The sequence below is a fragment of the Pontiella sulfatireligans genome (assembly GCF_900890705.1).
GTDB lineage: Bacteria > Verrucomicrobiota > Kiritimatiellia > Kiritimatiellales > Pontiellaceae > Pontiella > Pontiella sulfatireligans.
Genome location: NZ_CAAHFH010000001.1, coordinates 2,363,507 through 2,379,545, shown reverse-complemented (window position 1 = coordinate 2,379,545; position 16,039 = coordinate 2,363,507). Strand labels below are relative to the sequence as shown.

Annotated in this window: 10 protein-coding genes; 8 read left to right on the top strand and 2 right to left on the bottom strand. The window is 52.1% G+C overall.

Going from position 1 to position 16,039, the window contains the following annotated elements:
• Positions 1–41: 41 nt before the first annotated feature.
• Both SCARR_RS08055 and SCARR_RS08050 read left to right on the top strand, forming a co-directional pair.
• Entirely contained in the window at positions 42–362 is a 321-nt protein-coding gene (locus tag SCARR_RS08055; RefSeq protein WP_136060972.1) for a hypothetical protein, read from the top strand.
• Between the two features lie 50 nt (positions 363–412).
• A complete protein-coding gene (locus tag SCARR_RS08050; protein WP_136060971.1) occupies positions 413–907 on the top strand; it encodes a hypothetical protein in 495 nt (164 codons plus the stop codon).
• A 409-nt stretch (positions 908–1,316) separates the two neighbouring features.
• Here the strand turns inward: SCARR_RS08050 and SCARR_RS08045 are convergent, their stop codons facing one another.
• The gene (locus SCARR_RS08045) at positions 1,317–2,183 is read right to left on the bottom strand and encodes a helix-turn-helix domain-containing protein (protein WP_136060970.1); all 867 of its coding nucleotides are present in this window, start codon (positions 2,181–2,183) and stop codon (positions 1,317–1,319) included.
• 144 nt (positions 2,184–2,327) lie between these two features.
• Here SCARR_RS08045 and SCARR_RS08040 point away from each other — a divergent pair, with 144 nt between their 5' ends.
• Both SCARR_RS08040 and SCARR_RS08035 read left to right on the top strand, forming a co-directional pair.
• On the top strand, positions 2,328–4,952 hold the full coding sequence (locus SCARR_RS08040) for an outer membrane protein assembly factor BamB family protein (protein ID WP_136060969.1): 2,625 nt from the start codon (positions 2,328–2,330) through the stop codon (positions 4,950–4,952).
• 38 nt (positions 4,953–4,990) lie between these two features.
• Entirely contained in the window at positions 4,991–8,170 is a 3,180-nt protein-coding gene (locus SCARR_RS08035) for a LamG domain-containing protein (protein ID WP_136060968.1), read from the top strand.
• Here SCARR_RS08035 and SCARR_RS29500 read toward each other — a convergent pair.
• Positions 8,133–8,360 (bottom strand): transposase family protein, encoded by a 228-nt coding sequence (locus SCARR_RS29500; RefSeq protein ID WP_407984806.1) that lies wholly within the window; start codon positions 8,358–8,360, stop codon positions 8,133–8,135. The two genes, SCARR_RS08035 and SCARR_RS29500, sit on opposite strands and share 38 nt — an antisense overlap.
• A 534-nt stretch (positions 8,361–8,894) precedes the next feature.
• On the opposite strand from SCARR_RS29500, the gene SCARR_RS08030 reads away from it, so the two are divergent.
• The 4 genes from SCARR_RS08030 (at position 8,895) to SCARR_RS08015 (ending at position 16,039) form a co-directional block, all read left to right on the top strand.
• Positions 8,895–10,487 carry a hypothetical protein gene (locus SCARR_RS08030; protein WP_136060967.1) on the top strand — a complete coding sequence of 531 codons (1,593 nt, stop codon included), beginning with the start codon at positions 8,895–8,897 and terminating at the stop codon, positions 10,485–10,487.
• A 191-nt stretch (positions 10,488–10,678) separates the two neighbouring features.
• On the top strand, positions 10,679–11,050 hold the full coding sequence (locus SCARR_RS08025) for a hypothetical protein (RefSeq protein WP_136060966.1): 372 nt from the start codon (positions 10,679–10,681) through the stop codon (positions 11,048–11,050).
• Positions 11,051–11,255: 205 nt separating this feature from the next.
• On the top strand, positions 11,256–13,886 hold the full coding sequence (locus SCARR_RS08020; RefSeq protein WP_136060965.1) for an outer membrane protein assembly factor BamB family protein: 2,631 nt from the start codon (positions 11,256–11,258) through the stop codon (positions 13,884–13,886).
• A 38-nt stretch (positions 13,887–13,924) separates the two neighbouring features.
• A complete protein-coding gene (locus SCARR_RS08015; protein WP_136060964.1) occupies positions 13,925–16,039 on the top strand; it encodes a LamG domain-containing protein in 2,115 nt (704 codons plus the stop codon).

The window sequence follows — 16,039 nt, the reverse complement described above, 5'->3', positions numbered from 1 at the left end:
ATTCTGGGAGCTGACGTTTTGCGGGCGGGATTTGAAGACGGGTGTCTTCAATTAAGGAAAGTAAAAAAAGGCGGCTTTTTCATGGTGTGCCCAAGGAGTTTGAATTTAATGAATGTAGCAGTATCCAAGTATCTCGGCCTGATTTTATTCTCTGCGTGTTCTCTTTCTTTTGCGAGTCCTTCGGTGGTTGCAAAACACCGAACTTCCTCTTCATTTTCATTGATGATCAGGTGATTGAGCGCGGCGTGGGCCCGGATCAGCTTACGAAAAGGTGTGCAGACGAAGCTATTGCATGGATAGAGAAGGTCTCCAACGAAGGGAAACCCTTCTTTCTTTATCTCCCGCATACGGATTTAAGATAGGTCGTTGTAATTGGACTCGGATAGATAGAGAAACTTAGAGAGGTCTTGTGATGAAGCGAAAATCTGGAAGTAAAAGTGTTAAATTTAACAAGGGTGCTCCGAGCGGTTTTGTGATCAGTTTAATGGTTCACGCCGCGGTATTTATGTTGGCCGGTATGTTGGTTGTGTTCAATGTTGTGAAAAAGGAGGAGAAAAAGTTTGTTCCTCCGCAGCCGGTTGAACGCCCAAAAATGAAGCTCAAGAAGCCTAAAGTGAAGGTGGAAAAGAGTTCCAAACCAAAAGCAATGAACCGTATTGTAACGAAAGTCAAACGAGCCAGTATGCCGGATATCCAGTTGCCGGAAATGAGCGGAATGACCGATGGTCTTGCCGGTGCTATTGGCGGATTTGAAATTATGCCGGATCTGGACGAAGTGACCCTGTATGGCAGCGGGCAGACCATTGGCAACGACTTTGTCGGCACGTTCTATGATTTGAAGCGAAACCGCCAAGGGAATCCGGTATTTCATCATAGGGGAAATGTGCAACCAGGCCACTGTCGGTAGCCAGAACATTCTGCGAAGCAAAACAACATATAATTAAAATATAAACCGCAGTTTTTCTGATTAATTTTATCACGTTGTTCTCCGTTTGTTTGTTTTTCAGTGGTTACTGAAACGGTTTCTGCAAATGTTCAATTAATCCCTAATCTGAAAGTGTCCAAGCGGTTCAAGATCCGGGGGCAAAAAACGATTTCACTGAGCTGGATCCAATTATCAGGTTTTGTGCCATACAGCAGGGGCGTTAAAAGGGCCAGAAGGCGCATTTGTTTCTGTTACATTATTGCCTTCTTTGTTTCTCTGTTTTTGCAGCACGCTCCGCTGGCGCTGCACTTATCCCAGTCAAGAGTCTAAAGGTAACAATGGAATGGGGCTGTAAACAGCAACGTTATGTTGAATGCGGATGTTGATTTGTTTATTCGGGGTGGTTTGGGTTCAGTTCCTCCGGATGCTCTTTGTAGCCCAGCGGTGTGGTGCCCAGTTCACTTTTGAATTGATGGAAAAAGTGGTTGGTGCTGGTGTATCCGCAGGCTCGGGCGATGGCTTCCGTCGGCAGATCGGTTTCGGCCAGCAGGTGCCGGGCTTTGGATAGACGGGCCTGTTTGAGGATAGCAATCGGGGATTGGTTGAATTCCCGTTTGAAATGCAGAAAGAGGCTGGAGCGGGAGAGTTTGAAAAACTGAGCAATCTGGCTGACATTATAACCGCGTTCCAGTTCGTCATGCATAAAGTTTCGAATACGCTGGGCCAGGGATCCGGGGGCCTCATCCATGCCGGTGTGGTTGGAGTCGGGGGAGCACAGTGGGATCATTTGATAGAGCAGTGCAATGGCGGCGGCGTCCGAGACCGCTCCGCAATGTTTTTCCTGCAGGGTAAAGAGTTTCTTCCAGAGGGTCATGAGCTGGGCTGGCTGCCGTATCTGGATGCGCTGGGTTCGGGGTTCCATTCCCATGGTCTGAACCAGTTGCTTTGCGCCGGGGCCGGCCAGACGGATCCACAGCATGAGGGGGTTGTTCTTATCCGCTTCATGGGCGATGTAGGAGTAGTTCTGCCCGGGCAGAATGGCGAATGCGCTGCCGGCTTTGATCAGGCTCTCCGGGTTGCGCCCGAGTTGGTGACGCAGGGTTCCGCGGTGAAGATAGTTGAAGCTGACATATCCGCCGTTGATGTTGGATCGCAGAGTATCTCCGCAGCTTTTGCGGCCGATGGCTTCGGGCCAGACGGCTGCCAGCTGTGCCAGTTCAAGGGTCGGCCAGGAAAAGATGTCATCCATTGATTTCATTCAACAAATCTACACTCAGGTTTCAACGGAATCAATCTTTTTGTCAGCGGTGGCGGGTGTTAGTCTTGAACACATCATCTGAGTGTTCTCCCGCCGCATAGGTGTCTGGCAGGGCAGTAACGTATAGAATGGAGGAAGTGATTTATGGGTAGGTTCGGGTTCATTTTTCTGGCGGTCAGTCTTTTACTGCACACGAATTCGCTTGCACAGTTGAGCACTGGGGTTGTTGCGATTGATCAGGTTCGGCAGGAGATGCGGACGGTGCCGACAAATGATGAGAATTCGATGCATCGCCAGTCGGTGCTGTTTTCCTGGTTTCGACATATGATTAATCGGGGGATGGATATGAGTTCGCTTCATGAGGCGGGACTGGTTCTGTCTCAGTGGGGACCGGTGAAGCCGGAGCACTACCCGGTTCTTGATGAGGCCTATGCCCAAATGGAGGCATTGCTGAAAAATCCGGTTTATATTTCTGAGGTCTCCGGCAGTCCTGACTTGTTTAAGGAAAACACATCCAGCACCGATTGGCCCGTCTTTGGCGGAAGTCGTCACCAGTCCGGATTTTCTCGGGATGCCGGGCCGGTTACCGGCGAGGTTGCCTGGAAGTTTCCCGTCGGTCTGGCGTGGTATGCCACCGCGTCTGTTGAGGATGGGCGTGTTTATATTGCGTCGCCGGGGTTGCGGACATTGCTGTACTGTCTGGATGAACAGACGGGGAATGTGATCTGGAAAACCGAGCAGGACGGGTTGCAGATTTATTCGACCCCCAAGGCGGCGTCCACTCCGGTGATTCGGAAAGACAGCGTGGTGATTCGAGCCACCAGCGGAAGCTGGGAATATGAGAAGCTTCCGAGTGGGGATGTTGAGTTTACGGATGATGCAGAGCATATTTTTCATATTGATAAAGAAAGCGGGGAGGTCGTCGGCCAGACGGCGGCGGACCGTGTTGATTATCGGCGCGGTTATGCCTCTGTTTCCGGGAATGATGAGTTTGTCGCGTTTCCATACGGTCGTTTGGATTTGACGAAGTTTCCCGCCACCGTCGGGATGCAGGATACGGTATCTATTAAAGGGGATTCTTCCGCATGGAGGGTGCGAATCGGAGATTTTTTCGGGGATATTCTGCTGGACGATGATGTTGCATTTGCCGGCACAGAGAATGGAAAGCTTTATGCGCTCAATCTAAACGGGGTTCAGCGAATCAAATGGATTTTTGAAGCCGATGATGCGATTCGCTGCACGCCGGCGGTTTCGCAGGGGATTGTGGTGATGGCGACAACGTCCGGGGAGTTGCTTGGGATTGATCGTTTTTCCGGAATCCGTTTATGGAGCGTGCGCCTGAATAAAGGTAATTCGCGGGCGTTTCATCTGTTTTCGGATCCTGTGATTCAAGGGGGTAACGTTTTTATCGGTTCGGCGACCAAAGAGCTGTATTGCGTGGAGTTGAAGACCGGAAAATTGCTGTGGAAAACAGAAGCGGATGACTGGGTTCGGGCAAAGCCGTTTGTGTTGGGCGACCGGGTGTATGTGGCGACTCTTAGCGGGCGAGTTCATTGTTTTCAGTATAACGAGACGTCTGCTCGCCTTCTGTGGACTAAAGAGGTTGGTGAATATCAGATTTTCGCGGATCTGAGCGGAACCGAAAAAGGGGTTCTGGTGAGTTCTTCGGATCTGTTTTTATATTCACTTAATCCGATCACCGGTCGTCTGCAGTGGAAACATAGCTTGTTGGAATGTTCGTATGAAGACGGGAAGCGGATTATTGCGGATGTTCTTGCCGGCGGCGGTGATTTTCAGAGCCCTCCTACAGTGAGTCGAGGAAAAGTTTTTGTCGGGACGCCGTCACGGTTTGTGTTTGCGTTGGATGCGGAAACGGGCAAAGAAATTTGGCGTTTTGAGACGTCGGGACAGGTTTCCGCTGCGCCAGGGGTTCAAAACGGACGTGTTTACTTTGGGCAACAGGGTGGGAATGATGAAATGTATTGTGTCGACGAAGACACCGGGAAACCGATATGGACATCAAACCCCGGCTGGGTTTGGGTAACCAGCATGCCGGATGACGATAAGGTTTTTACGGGCACGGTTGATGGTCGGATTATTGCCTTGAATGCAAAAAACGGGAAAGAAATCTGGGAGCATTTGGTCGGGGGAGGGGTCTATCCGTCGCCCGCAGTGGATGATGAAAAGGTCTATACCGGTTCGTGGGATGGTGCGTATTATGCGTTGAATAAAAAAACCGGAATTCCAGAATGGATTCATTCGAGCTATTGCCCGGATTCCGCAGCGGGAACCATTTGGAAGAATCGGTTTATTGTCCGAACGCATAAAGCTCTTGCCGCAATGGATATTGATACCGGTGAAACCATTTGGGAATTTAAAGATCCCCGTTCCGCAATAGGACATACCCGGATGAATTCCACCGCGTCACATTCGGGAGACTATACCTTCGTTTCCACGACCATCGATCATGACGGAGTGGCGCTCGGGGCACGGCTTTTCTGTTTGAATACGTTTACTGGCAAAGAACTCTGGCACTACGATTATGCGGGGGGCTGGACGGGGTCGGTGTGTACTCCGAAAACGGTGATCTGCGGTTCATCTACCGACAACGTTGTCACGTGTCTTTCTCTGGAGCCGAATCCGGACGGAACTCCGAAGATTATTTGGCGAACAAAAATTGGCGGGATTTTACAGGAGTCGATTCCAGCGGTTTCGGGGCGGCGGGCGTATGTGTTGTGCACGGACGGCTATCTGTATGCTTTTCAGTAAGTGAATATTTAATGCGTTAATTGTAATAGAGGAAAATAATGATGAGAGATATTAGAGGAAAATTTGCGGTGTGTTTGCTCGCATCTGCGACGGGGATGACCGCTCTGGCGAGCAATGAACAGCATCTTATTTCGCATTATGAGTTTGAATCTCTGGCTGGAGGGAAAACCCCCAGTGCGTCGGGCGGCAGCAAGCTGTCCGTTCCTCGCGGTGGAGAGCTGAAAGGGCTTTTTGATAGCGTGGCGGGACAGTGCCTCTATTTTGAAAACATGACCCAGCCGACTTGTATTAACCTTTCAAATAACGCAGCTCAATCTCTCTTTTTTTGGATAAAAACCCCGTATTCTGATCAGAATGCAGTATTTTGTCAGTCCCAGAATGGCGAGTGGGTGCTACGGAATGGTGCAGAAAAGGGAATCCTTTTAGAGTTTCGTGATGGCACCAAACAAAAACAGCTGAATGTTGACTATTTTATGACGAAAGACAAGTGGTCGCAAATAGGGCTGGTCTTTTCGGGAGGCAAGCTCTCCCTCTACATCAACAGCAAACTGCGGGAAACATTGAAACTCTCTTCCTTTCAGTTCTCTCCCACTCTTAAGCTGGGTTCCTGCGGTGCTAAAGAAATATATTTTGATGAAATACGTCTCTATGACCGTCCGCTTCCGGCAGATGAAGTTGACGAGTTGTATCAATCCGAACGCTACGCAATTGCTGTTCCACAATATAGCCGTTTTGTCTTGCAGAGTTATATGAGCCGCGCACTTTTCACTCAGGGAATTTATGCGCGCCCGTATCAAGAAGACATTTTTCGAATGATCGACAATATACGTCCTCGGATCATGATGGCTGCTGTGGGTATGTGGGGGTACGAGGATCGGCTTGATGAAACGTACCTAAATAATGTGCGCCGATTCTGCGAGCGGATTAACGAAATCGATCCAAGGATTCTGGTGGGAGGTGCTGTCTTTATGGAGAAGGTCTCGCGAACCGTGGTATCTGAGATTACAATTCCAGATTATGTCTATGAGGCGTTTGAGTTGCCAATCCCGGAAACTCCTCGCCCCTTCAGTTTTACAGATATGGTGAAAACAGACAATCCGCACCGGGATCTCGCAGACCCCAACTTCTCAAAGCTGGAGGCCAACATGTGGTTGTTCTATGCCGCATGTGAGCAAATTGATGCCGGTGTAGATATGGTTCATATCGGAATTTTAACGATATCATCCAGTCGTGGTGATTATTACGGGGAAGTCGCTCGAACCGTTCGGTTGATTCGTGAACGAGGTGCCCCCCGATCGCGCCTTGGTAAAGTTTTGATCACTCATGGAGGCTCTATGGATAGGAATGGCAATATCGGTGCAAGCCATGATGGAAACCTGATTTGCGATTTTATGTGGTTTGCTGTCACCCCAAAAGAAATCCCCGACAAAAAATGGAACTGTGAACTTGTTCCCGGTTTTTCACACGCGGCATATGGAAGAACTGTTCGGGGGATTCATCCCAGCGGTTGGGAGACTCGACTTCCTATTGTCTCCCATCTCGACACGAGCCCGGTAAATCCGAAGCACGAGATTGGCGTGTGTTATCATGATAGCTGGGATCCATGGGGACTTCAGGAAATCCGATGGTTCTCGAATGCGCTGAACAAGGAGGAGAGGAATGCGTGGCTGCGCTATATGACCTATCGAATCCCTGAAATTGATCCCGTTGCGACTGCAATGTTGCCTGCTGCACTGGTGCGTCCGGGAGAAGAAACGTCGTATTATGCCAACACGCCGAGTCAGGCAAACGGTTTTGAAGGCTTTGATCAGGAGGAAACGATCAAAACGCTTTTTAACGAGGTTGAGTTTGGTTACAACAGGGAACCGGTTCTTGTTCCGGAAATTGATCCCAATAAAGAATACCCTGTGCGAACGGCAAACCCTGATCCCGTCGTCGCACTCTACGCGGAAACATTTGAGAACAGCCCGGACGGTGACGATCTCCATGGTCAAAACCCGAACGGAAATCTACCCGGAACATGGATGTCCAAGGGAAGCATTGATACAACAGGAAATCACGCGGTGCTTTCTGATACGGATGAGTCGCCTTCTATTGCGACCCTTCCTTTCTCACCTGAGCCGGGGAGAATTTATACGCTGAGCGCCGCCATAAACAACAACAGCACCAATCCGGACGACTCTGTTTGGGTGGGATTTGGAAATACGGATGAAAATACCTTTTTTTCTACAAGTGGTGCTGTCGTCCGGATTTGTCGATCCGCACAAAACAATTATTACAACGTCGACACAGAATCTGGGACGCTTCCCGGTTTGGCGACAGGGGCAGGAACCCTGCGGATGGTTCTTGATACCACGAGCAACATTTGGACGCTGGCCACCTATTGGAATTATTTTGATCGCGTCAGCTTTGACTCTTTTGTCTCTCCGCCGGACATTAGCCAGGTTGGGTTTGGGTTTTCAGATGGAAGCGGAACCGATTCATTGGCTGTATCTGGTGCGACCGTAGATAATTTCATCCTGTCAACGACCACTCCCGTTCCCTCCCTGACCCTCTACGGGGAAACGTTCAACGGGAGTCCAATCAATGCTGATCTCGGCGGGCGGAATCCGGATGGATTGCTTCCCGGCGCTTGGTCATCCAGCGAAAGCATCAACACAACGGGTACGAATGCAGTATTTACAGGTATCGGCAAGAAGTTGCCGTCCTATGCAACTCTCGAGTTTTCACCGGAGCCGGGGAATATCTATACGTTGACCGCAGACCTGAACAACGACAGCACCAATCCGGGCGACTCCGTTTTGTTGGGATTTAGAAATGCGGATGCGGACACCGTCTTTTCCGCCAGTGGTACTGCCGCCCGTATCTGTCGATCAGCAAGTGGCGGTTACGATGTTGTAACAGAAACGCTGGCTTCCGGGAGGCTGAATGGTTTGGCGACAGGTTTAGGGACAATGAAATTAGTACTCAACACCACGGAGGCAAGGTGGACGCTGGCCGTTTACTGGAACGGGATTCTTCTCGGAAAAGACACCTTTCAATCCATTCCGGACATTCGCTATGCAGGGTTTGGGTTTTTGGATGATGCCGAGACCGGGACTCCCAATCGATCTGGATCTACCGTGGACAATTTCAGGTTGACTGTAGAAAACGAAGCCCAATTTGCGTCAGCAATTGTCGTTACCGAAGCTCCGATAACCCCCTCAGAGGAAAGATAGAACGTAAACGCTTCTTCTCCCCGTGCAGACCGGTCAATTTTGCAACCGCCGAAATCGACATTTGGGTGCAAAGGGCCAGAACGAAGCGCGCGGCCCATTTGGTGTAGCGCACGTACGGATCGGGGCAAAACACAATGGGCTCGTGGCTCGATGCACCACATCCGCGCCACTTGATGCGGCGTACAGCCATGCGCATCAGCGTTTTTTAAACCAATGCTCAGCCCCCGAATATCACGGTGCCGCCCGGCATCCGCAAGCGAGGAGTTCCATGATCGGCATTGCGGGCATGGCTGCTGCATGGCGGTAGAGCGAAGGTAATAGATTTCCGTTCCGGCGGTGTGTTCGTTTTTTTCGTAATTGAACCCCACGATGCCTTGGGTATGGTACAGCGAGCTGGTTGTTATCGTTTTCCTTTCTTTTGTGTAGGAGCTTAGAAGGAAACGACAGCCAGCTGTCTATTTCAACTCAAGACGCTCTTCCGAGAAGAGGCAAATTTCAGTTGAATCAAAGTGTAAATTTGCTGAACAGACACCCGTCGAATGCACCGTCCCCGGTGCAACAAACGATATTTCCTCATCAACAAATTCACACCCAAGATCAACAAAATGAATCTTCCAAAAAATATCGGAAATCATACTATTTTAAACATAAAGCAAGCTCGCAGAGGGCAAGCCTCAAGCAACGTTAAGGTTGGGGCAAACAACAAACGAAGAAGGAGAAAGCAATGAAATACTACACGTCATACATTGCGGTTCTGTTGGTTGGTCTTATCCACGGCACCAATTCCACCGCCTACGCAAATGTCGTCACCAACTACCACGACGACTTCGAGGAAAGCACGGTTGATGTCGACCTGAACGGACGGGACCCGGATGGAAATCTGTCAGGAACATGGACGGCCCGGGGGAGCATTGATACAACCGGTACAAACGCGATTATTACGGACGACAGCGAAGCCCTGCCTTCCAACGCAACCCTTCCATTCAGCCCGGAAGCCGGGAAAATTTATGCGCTAAGTGCCGATCTGAATAACAATAGCAGTTTCCGATACGATTCCGTCTGGCTGGGATTCAGAAACTCGGATGCCGACACACTCTTTGCATCACAGGGAGCTGCCGCCCGGATTTATCGCCAGAACGGCACAAATCTATTTACAGTCGTAACCGAAACCCCAACCAAAATGAAGCTACTCGATCAGAGTCCGGGTTCCGGCACAATGAAACTGTTACTTGACACCACAGGTACCAATTGGACCCTAACCACCTATTGGGGGCACGACCGGGTCGGAATCAACGCCTATTCCTCCGCCCCGGATATCAGCCAGATTGGCTTCGGCTTTTCGGATGGCGGTGGAAGAGTTGCACCAGTCGTATTCGGCTCCACGGCAGATAATTTCATGCTGACGGAAACAACGCCCGCTCCGACCCTGACACTTCTCGGCGATCAGTTTGATGGCAGCCCGGACTCCAATATCAATGGACGGACGGCGGATGGAGTTTTGGGCGGTACTTGGTCTGCAAGAGAAAGCATTCAAACAACGGGAACAAGAGCAACGTGCGTCGACGACGGCGTCGACTCGTCTTCCGTCGCAGCCCTTGCCTTCTCGCCGGAAGCAGGAAACATCTATACGTTGAGTGCAGATTTGTACAATTTAAGCTCATGGCAATTCGACTCCGTCTGGCTCGGCTTTACAAGTACGGGCGTGGATTCCGCCTTCTCCGGTTGCGGCACTGCCGCCCGCATCTACCGCGAATCTCAAAACACTGGATATACCGTCGTGAAGCCTGCGCCCCAGAGCAAAATGTTGTTTAAACACTTGCAAAAGAACGAAGGAACTATGAAGCTGGTGCTCGATACCACAGGCACAAACTGGGTCTTGTCTACCTACTGGAATGAGTCCCTCCTCGGAACCGACACCTTTGAGTCCGCCCCGGACATCCAATATGCCAGTTTTGGGTTTTCGGGGGGCGGAGAAACTACGAAGCCTCTCCATCTGAGCTCCTGCTATGTAGATAATTTTTCCTTGACGATGGCTCATGAATCTTTCCCGCCAGCGGAAATTATCGCTATAGAATCTGTCGGAATGAATCAACTGAAACTGATCGTTCATGCCGACCGTCTTGATCTGGACAACCACAGTCTTGTCGGCTGCGACGACCTCGTGATCGGATCGTGGAATGCAGTCCACCACTCCGACGACGGAACAAATGCTTTTGTGATCACCAATCTGTCCTACTCCACGCTGGCACCTGACGGATCAAACGCTGTCATCTATGTGCAAGCAACCAACAATGCCGGGTTCTTCAACGTTGATTAAATGGATGAATGCCACCATTCGTGTGGCACTTCTTCTGTAATTTCGTTTTCGCCCGTTTGGCGGTGGAGCCTAAAGCGGCTATCAAGCCCCCTCTTCGAAGGGGGATTGATAGTGGCGCATCAGTTCAGTACTTGTTAATTTTCGACAAGAAAAGGGGGCAGGTATGAAACGCAAATCCACATGGCGCAACGATGATTGCCCGGAAGTGGCACCTCGCAGCAGAAGAGATTCCTCACCTCAGGGGGATGAAGGGAACAGAGAATTTCAGCCCGCCGGAAGAGCATGGGTTTGATGTGAATGTTTTGGCCGGTGGAAATGGAATGCCCGGTTCCTGTTTTTATCCATGGGATACTTTTAAGCATTGGAATCTGATTCACAATTTAGATTCGATAAAGGCTCCGGAAGGTACTTATCTGACCGATGTGTTGACGGAAACAGCTTTGCTTCGATTGTCCGGAGCGGTGTTTTTCCGGACGTGTTCAACGAGCGTCCTGTTTTCTGGTATTTCGACGATGCGCCGGGCGAATCCACAGGCGGTGAAGACGATAATTATCCAGATCTAAGGTAACAATGGAATGGGGCCACAAACCGCAACGTTATGTTGAATGCGGATGTCGATTTCATTCAACAAATTTACACTTGGGTTTCAACGGAATCAAGCTGTTTGTCGGTGACAGTGGATGTTAGTTTTAAACAGATCATCGAAGTGTGCGCCCGCCGAATCGGTGTCTGGCAGGGCAGCAACGTATAGTATGGAGGAAGTGATTGATGAGTAAATTCGGGTTCATTTTTCTGGCGGGCAGTCTTTTTCTGCATACGCATTCGCTTGCACAGTTGAGCACCGGGGTTGATGCGATTGATCAGGTTCGGCAGGAGATGCGGACGGTGCCGACAAATGATGAGAATTCGATGCATCGCCAGTCGGTGCTGTTTTCCTGGTTTCGGCATATGATCCATCGGGGAATGGATCTGAGTTCGCTTCATGAGGCGGGATTGATTCTGTCTCAGTGGGGACCGGTGAAGCCGGAGCACTACCCGGTTCTTGATGAGGCCTATGCCCAAATGGAGGAGCTGCTGGAGCATCCGAATTTTATTTCCGAAGTAAGGGGCGATCCGAATTCGTTCAGTGAGAATGTATCTGAGACGGATTGGCCTGTTTTTGGCGGAGGGCGGAGCCAGTCTGGATTTTCTCCGGATGCCGGGCCGGTTACCGGCGAGGTGGCCTGGAAGTTTCCCGCCGGTCTGGCGTGGTACGCCGCTGCTGCTGTGGAGGACGGCCGCGTGTATGTGGCATCGCCGGGGCTGCGCACCCTGCTGTACTGCCTGGATGAACAGACGGGGCGGCCGGTCTGGACGACCGAGCAGGACGGATTGCAGATTTATTCCACGCCCAAAGCGGCCTCCCGGCTTGTGATTCAGGATGACCGTGTGGTGATCCGCGCGACAAGCGGCAGCTGGGAGTATGAGAAACAGGCGGACGGCCAGATCGTCTTTACAGATCGGGCAAAGCACATTTTTCATATCGATAAAGCCAGCGGTGAGGTGGTGGAACAGACTGATGCCAACCGCGTTGATTACCGTCGAGGGTACGCGCCGGTTTCGGGCGATGAGGACTGGATTGCGTTTCCGCGCAGTCGCCTGGATTTAACGAAGCGCCCGGCAACGGTCGGCATGCTGGATACCGTTTGTGTGAAAAACACGGCGGACGGAACCGGATGGGAGATGCGGGTCGGCGAGCTGTTCGGCGATATTCTGATGGACGGCGATCTTGCGGTTGCCGGGACGGATGAGGGAAAGCTGTATGCCCTGAACCTGAATGGTCAGCAGCGCGTAAAATGGGTGTATCAGGCTAGCGGCCCGATTCGCTGCACGCCTGCGGTTGCGGAGGACCTGCTGGTTGCTGCAACGGAGACCGGGATGCTGCTGGGAATTGACCGGGAGAGCGGCGCACTGCGCTGGAGCACCCGCCTGAACCAGGGCAATCCGCGCGCGTTTCACCTGTTTTCCAGTCCGGTGATTGAGCAGGGAAAAATCTTTATTGGTTCGGCCACAAAAGAGCTCTATTGCGTGGACCTGCAGAGCGGCCGTCTGTGCTGGAAGGCGGAGACGGATGACTGGGTGCGAGCCAGGCCGTTTGTCCTGGAAGACAAGGTTTATGCGGCTACGCTGAGCGGGCAGGTCCACTGTATGCAATACAACGACTCATCCGTTCGGGCGCTGTGGTCTGTGCAGGCCGGGGAGCATCAGATTTTCGCGGACCTGAGCGGCAGCGAGCGCGGTGTTTTGGTGAGTTCGTCCGAATTGTTTCTCTATTCGCTGAATCCGCAGGACGGGCAACTGCAGTGGAAACACAGCCTGTTGGAGTGTTCGTATGAAGACGGGGAGCGGATGGTGGCCGACGTGGTGGCTGGCGGCGGCGATTTCCAGAGTCCGCCGACGGTGTGCGACGGAATCGTGTATGCAGGGACACCCTCGCGCTTCGTGTTTGCCGTGGATGCGGCCAGCGGGGAGGAGATTTGGCGTTTTGAGACCTCTGGGCAGGTTTCCGGCGCACCTGGGGTGCAGGATGGGCGCGTTTATTTCGGCCAGCAGGGCGGCAATGACGAAATGTTCTGTGTGGATGCCAGGACCGGCGATCCGATTTGGACGAGCCACCCGGGCTGGGTTTGGGTCTCCAGTATGCCGGATGAGGGCCGTGTGTTTGCTGGAACAGTGGATGGCCGGATTATTGCGCTGGATGCCGGAAACGGTCAGGAACTGTGGGAGCATAAAACCAATGGCGGGGTCTATCCGTCACCCGCAGTGGATGCGGATAAGGTGTATACCGGATCTTGGGATGGCGGGTACTATGCACTGAATAAGTTTTCCGGAGTCCTGGAGTGGGTTTATTCCTGCCCGTATCCCGATTCGGCCGCCGGAACGCTCTGGAAGGGACGCTTTATTGCCCGTACCCAAAAGTCGCTGACAGCGATTGATCCGAACACCGGAAAAAAGATCTGGAACTTTGTCGATCCACGCACGAAAACTGGGCACACCCGCATGAACTCCACCCCGTCGCATTCGGGCGATTATACGTTTGCTTCCACAACGATTGATCATGATGGGGTCGCCATGGGCGCCCGGCTGTTTTGTTTGGATACGCATACCGGTAAAGAGCTTTGGCACTATGACGGTGCAGGCGGCTGGACCGGTTCGGTCTGCACGCCTGAGACGGTGATTTGCGGATCTTCGACGGATCATTTTGTGACCTGTCTGGCGCTGGAGCCCAATCCGGATGGGAGCCCTCGAATTCTGTGGCGCACGAAGGTCGGCGGGATTTTTCAGGAGTCGATTCCTGCGGTTTCGGGGCGTCGGGCGTATGTGTTGTGCACGGACGGCTATCTGTATGCCTTTCAGTAAGTGAATGTCTTATTTTTAAATGTCATAAAGGAAAAACGATGAGAGATCTTAGAAGAAAATTTGCGGTGTGTTTGGCCGCATCGGCGGCGGGGCTGACCGCTCTGGCCGGCGGTGAACAGAATCTTGTTGCGCATTACGGGTTTGAGTCTCTTGCTGGAGGGAAAACCCCCGATGCGTTGGGCAGCAGCAAGCTGTCCGTTCCTCGCGATGGGGAGCTGAAAGGGCTTTTCGACAGTGTGGCGGGGCAGTGCATCTCTTTTGGCAAAATGAGTGCGCCGATCACCGTAGAAAATCCGGCGCAGTCCGGGCCGCTGTCGATCGCGTTCTGGGTGAAGACAGATGACCTCGCCGGCGAGGTCGTGATCTGCTCGGATGCCAAGGGCGCGTGGGCGCTGCAACACTCCAATGAAGGCCTCGTTCTGAAGGCGCAGAAGGATGGTGCGGAGAAGCGGCTGAATGCGGATTATTTCTTAACGGCAGGGAAGTGGTCGCATATGGCGATTGTTTTATCCGGAACGCAGGCCGATCTTTATGTCAACAGCAGATTGAGAGGGTCGCTGGATGCGGTCGATCTGCCGTCGCAGATTCAGTTGGGCGCAGCCGGTGCGGCAGCGATTTCTTTTGACGAGTTGCGACTCTATAATCGCGCGATCGGTGCGCCTGTGCTGGCGGAGGTCTATGAACAGGAGCGCTATGACATTTTTGGCGACGAGTACAGTCGGTTTGCGTTGCAAAGTCATTTAGACCGGGCGCTGTTTTGTCAGGCGATTTATATGCGCCCGTTTCAAGATGATATTTTCCGCATGTTCGGCAATGTACAGCCGCGGATGCTACTGGCGGCCGTCGGTATGTGGGGCCACGTCGACCAGTTTGACGAGGCGTACCTGCAGAAGGTGCGTCAGTTCTGTACTCGGATGAATGAGATTAATCCAGATACGCTGGTTGGCGGGGCGACTTTTCTGGATACGGTTTCGCGCAGGGTGCTCCCCACGATCACGATTCCGGATTATGTGTTTGAAGCCTTTGACCTGCCGATTCCGGCGGAACCACGTACCTTTAATTTTTCCGAAGCGGTGCTGGTGGATAATGCACGCAATGATCTGGGCCTGCCCGATATGAGCAAAAAGGAGGCGCAGTTGTGGCTGTTTTACGCCTCTTGTGAGCAGATCAAAGCCGGGGCGGATATGATTCATATCGGGATTCTGTCCGGTTCCACCAAGAAAGATAAAGGTAAAAGGGCTCTGGCGGATACCGTTCGGCGGATTCGGGCGTACTGCGACCCGATTTCCCGCAAAGGAAAAATCCTGATTTCATCCGGCAATTGTGTGAATCGTGATGGAACGAATGGGGCGGTCTCTGACGGCAAGCTGATTTGTGATTTCGCCTGGTTTGCCAGTACCCCGAGAGAGGTTCCGGACTCCAAGTGGCAGTGCGAGTATGTGAAAGGGCATTCTCATGCCGGCTTCGGTCGGATGGCTGCCGGGTTTCATCCGGGCGGCTGGGATAGTCCACATCTTCCGTGGGTGGCCCATCTGGATACAACGCGCGTTCCGAACATGGAAATCGGAGTGCCGCACCTCGACAGCTGGTTCCCATGGGGCCTGACGGAAATCCGCTGGTTTTCCAATACGCTTACTAAAGAGGAACGTAATGCCTGGCTGCGGTATATGACCTATCGGGTGAAAGAGCTCGATCCGTTCTGTTCGGCCATGATGCCGGCGGCGCTGGTTCGTCCCGGCGATCCGGGACCCTACTATATGAATACGCCGAATAAGGCGAATGAATTTAAGGGGTATGATCAAGAGGAGTTCGTGAAGCAGCTCTGGGGCGAGGTGGAGTTCGGGTATAACCGCGAGCCGATCACCGTCCCGTCCATTTCCCCGGATAAAGATTATGGGACCGATATGGGGGCTGAGTATGAGGCCGAGAAGCTCAAGAGCTACCTCGACCGGAAGCGGGAACGCCTTCCAATTCTGACCACACTGGATCTGAATGATGAGCAGGTGCTGGCTTATCTTGAGTTTATGCAACAGGACAACCTGACACCGGAAAAAGTGGACCGGTTTATGGCTGATTTGCTGACTGTTGAGCAGATGAAAGTCTATCAGACGCTGAACGTGAAGAAGGTTATCAATGTCGGTGCAGGGTATTAG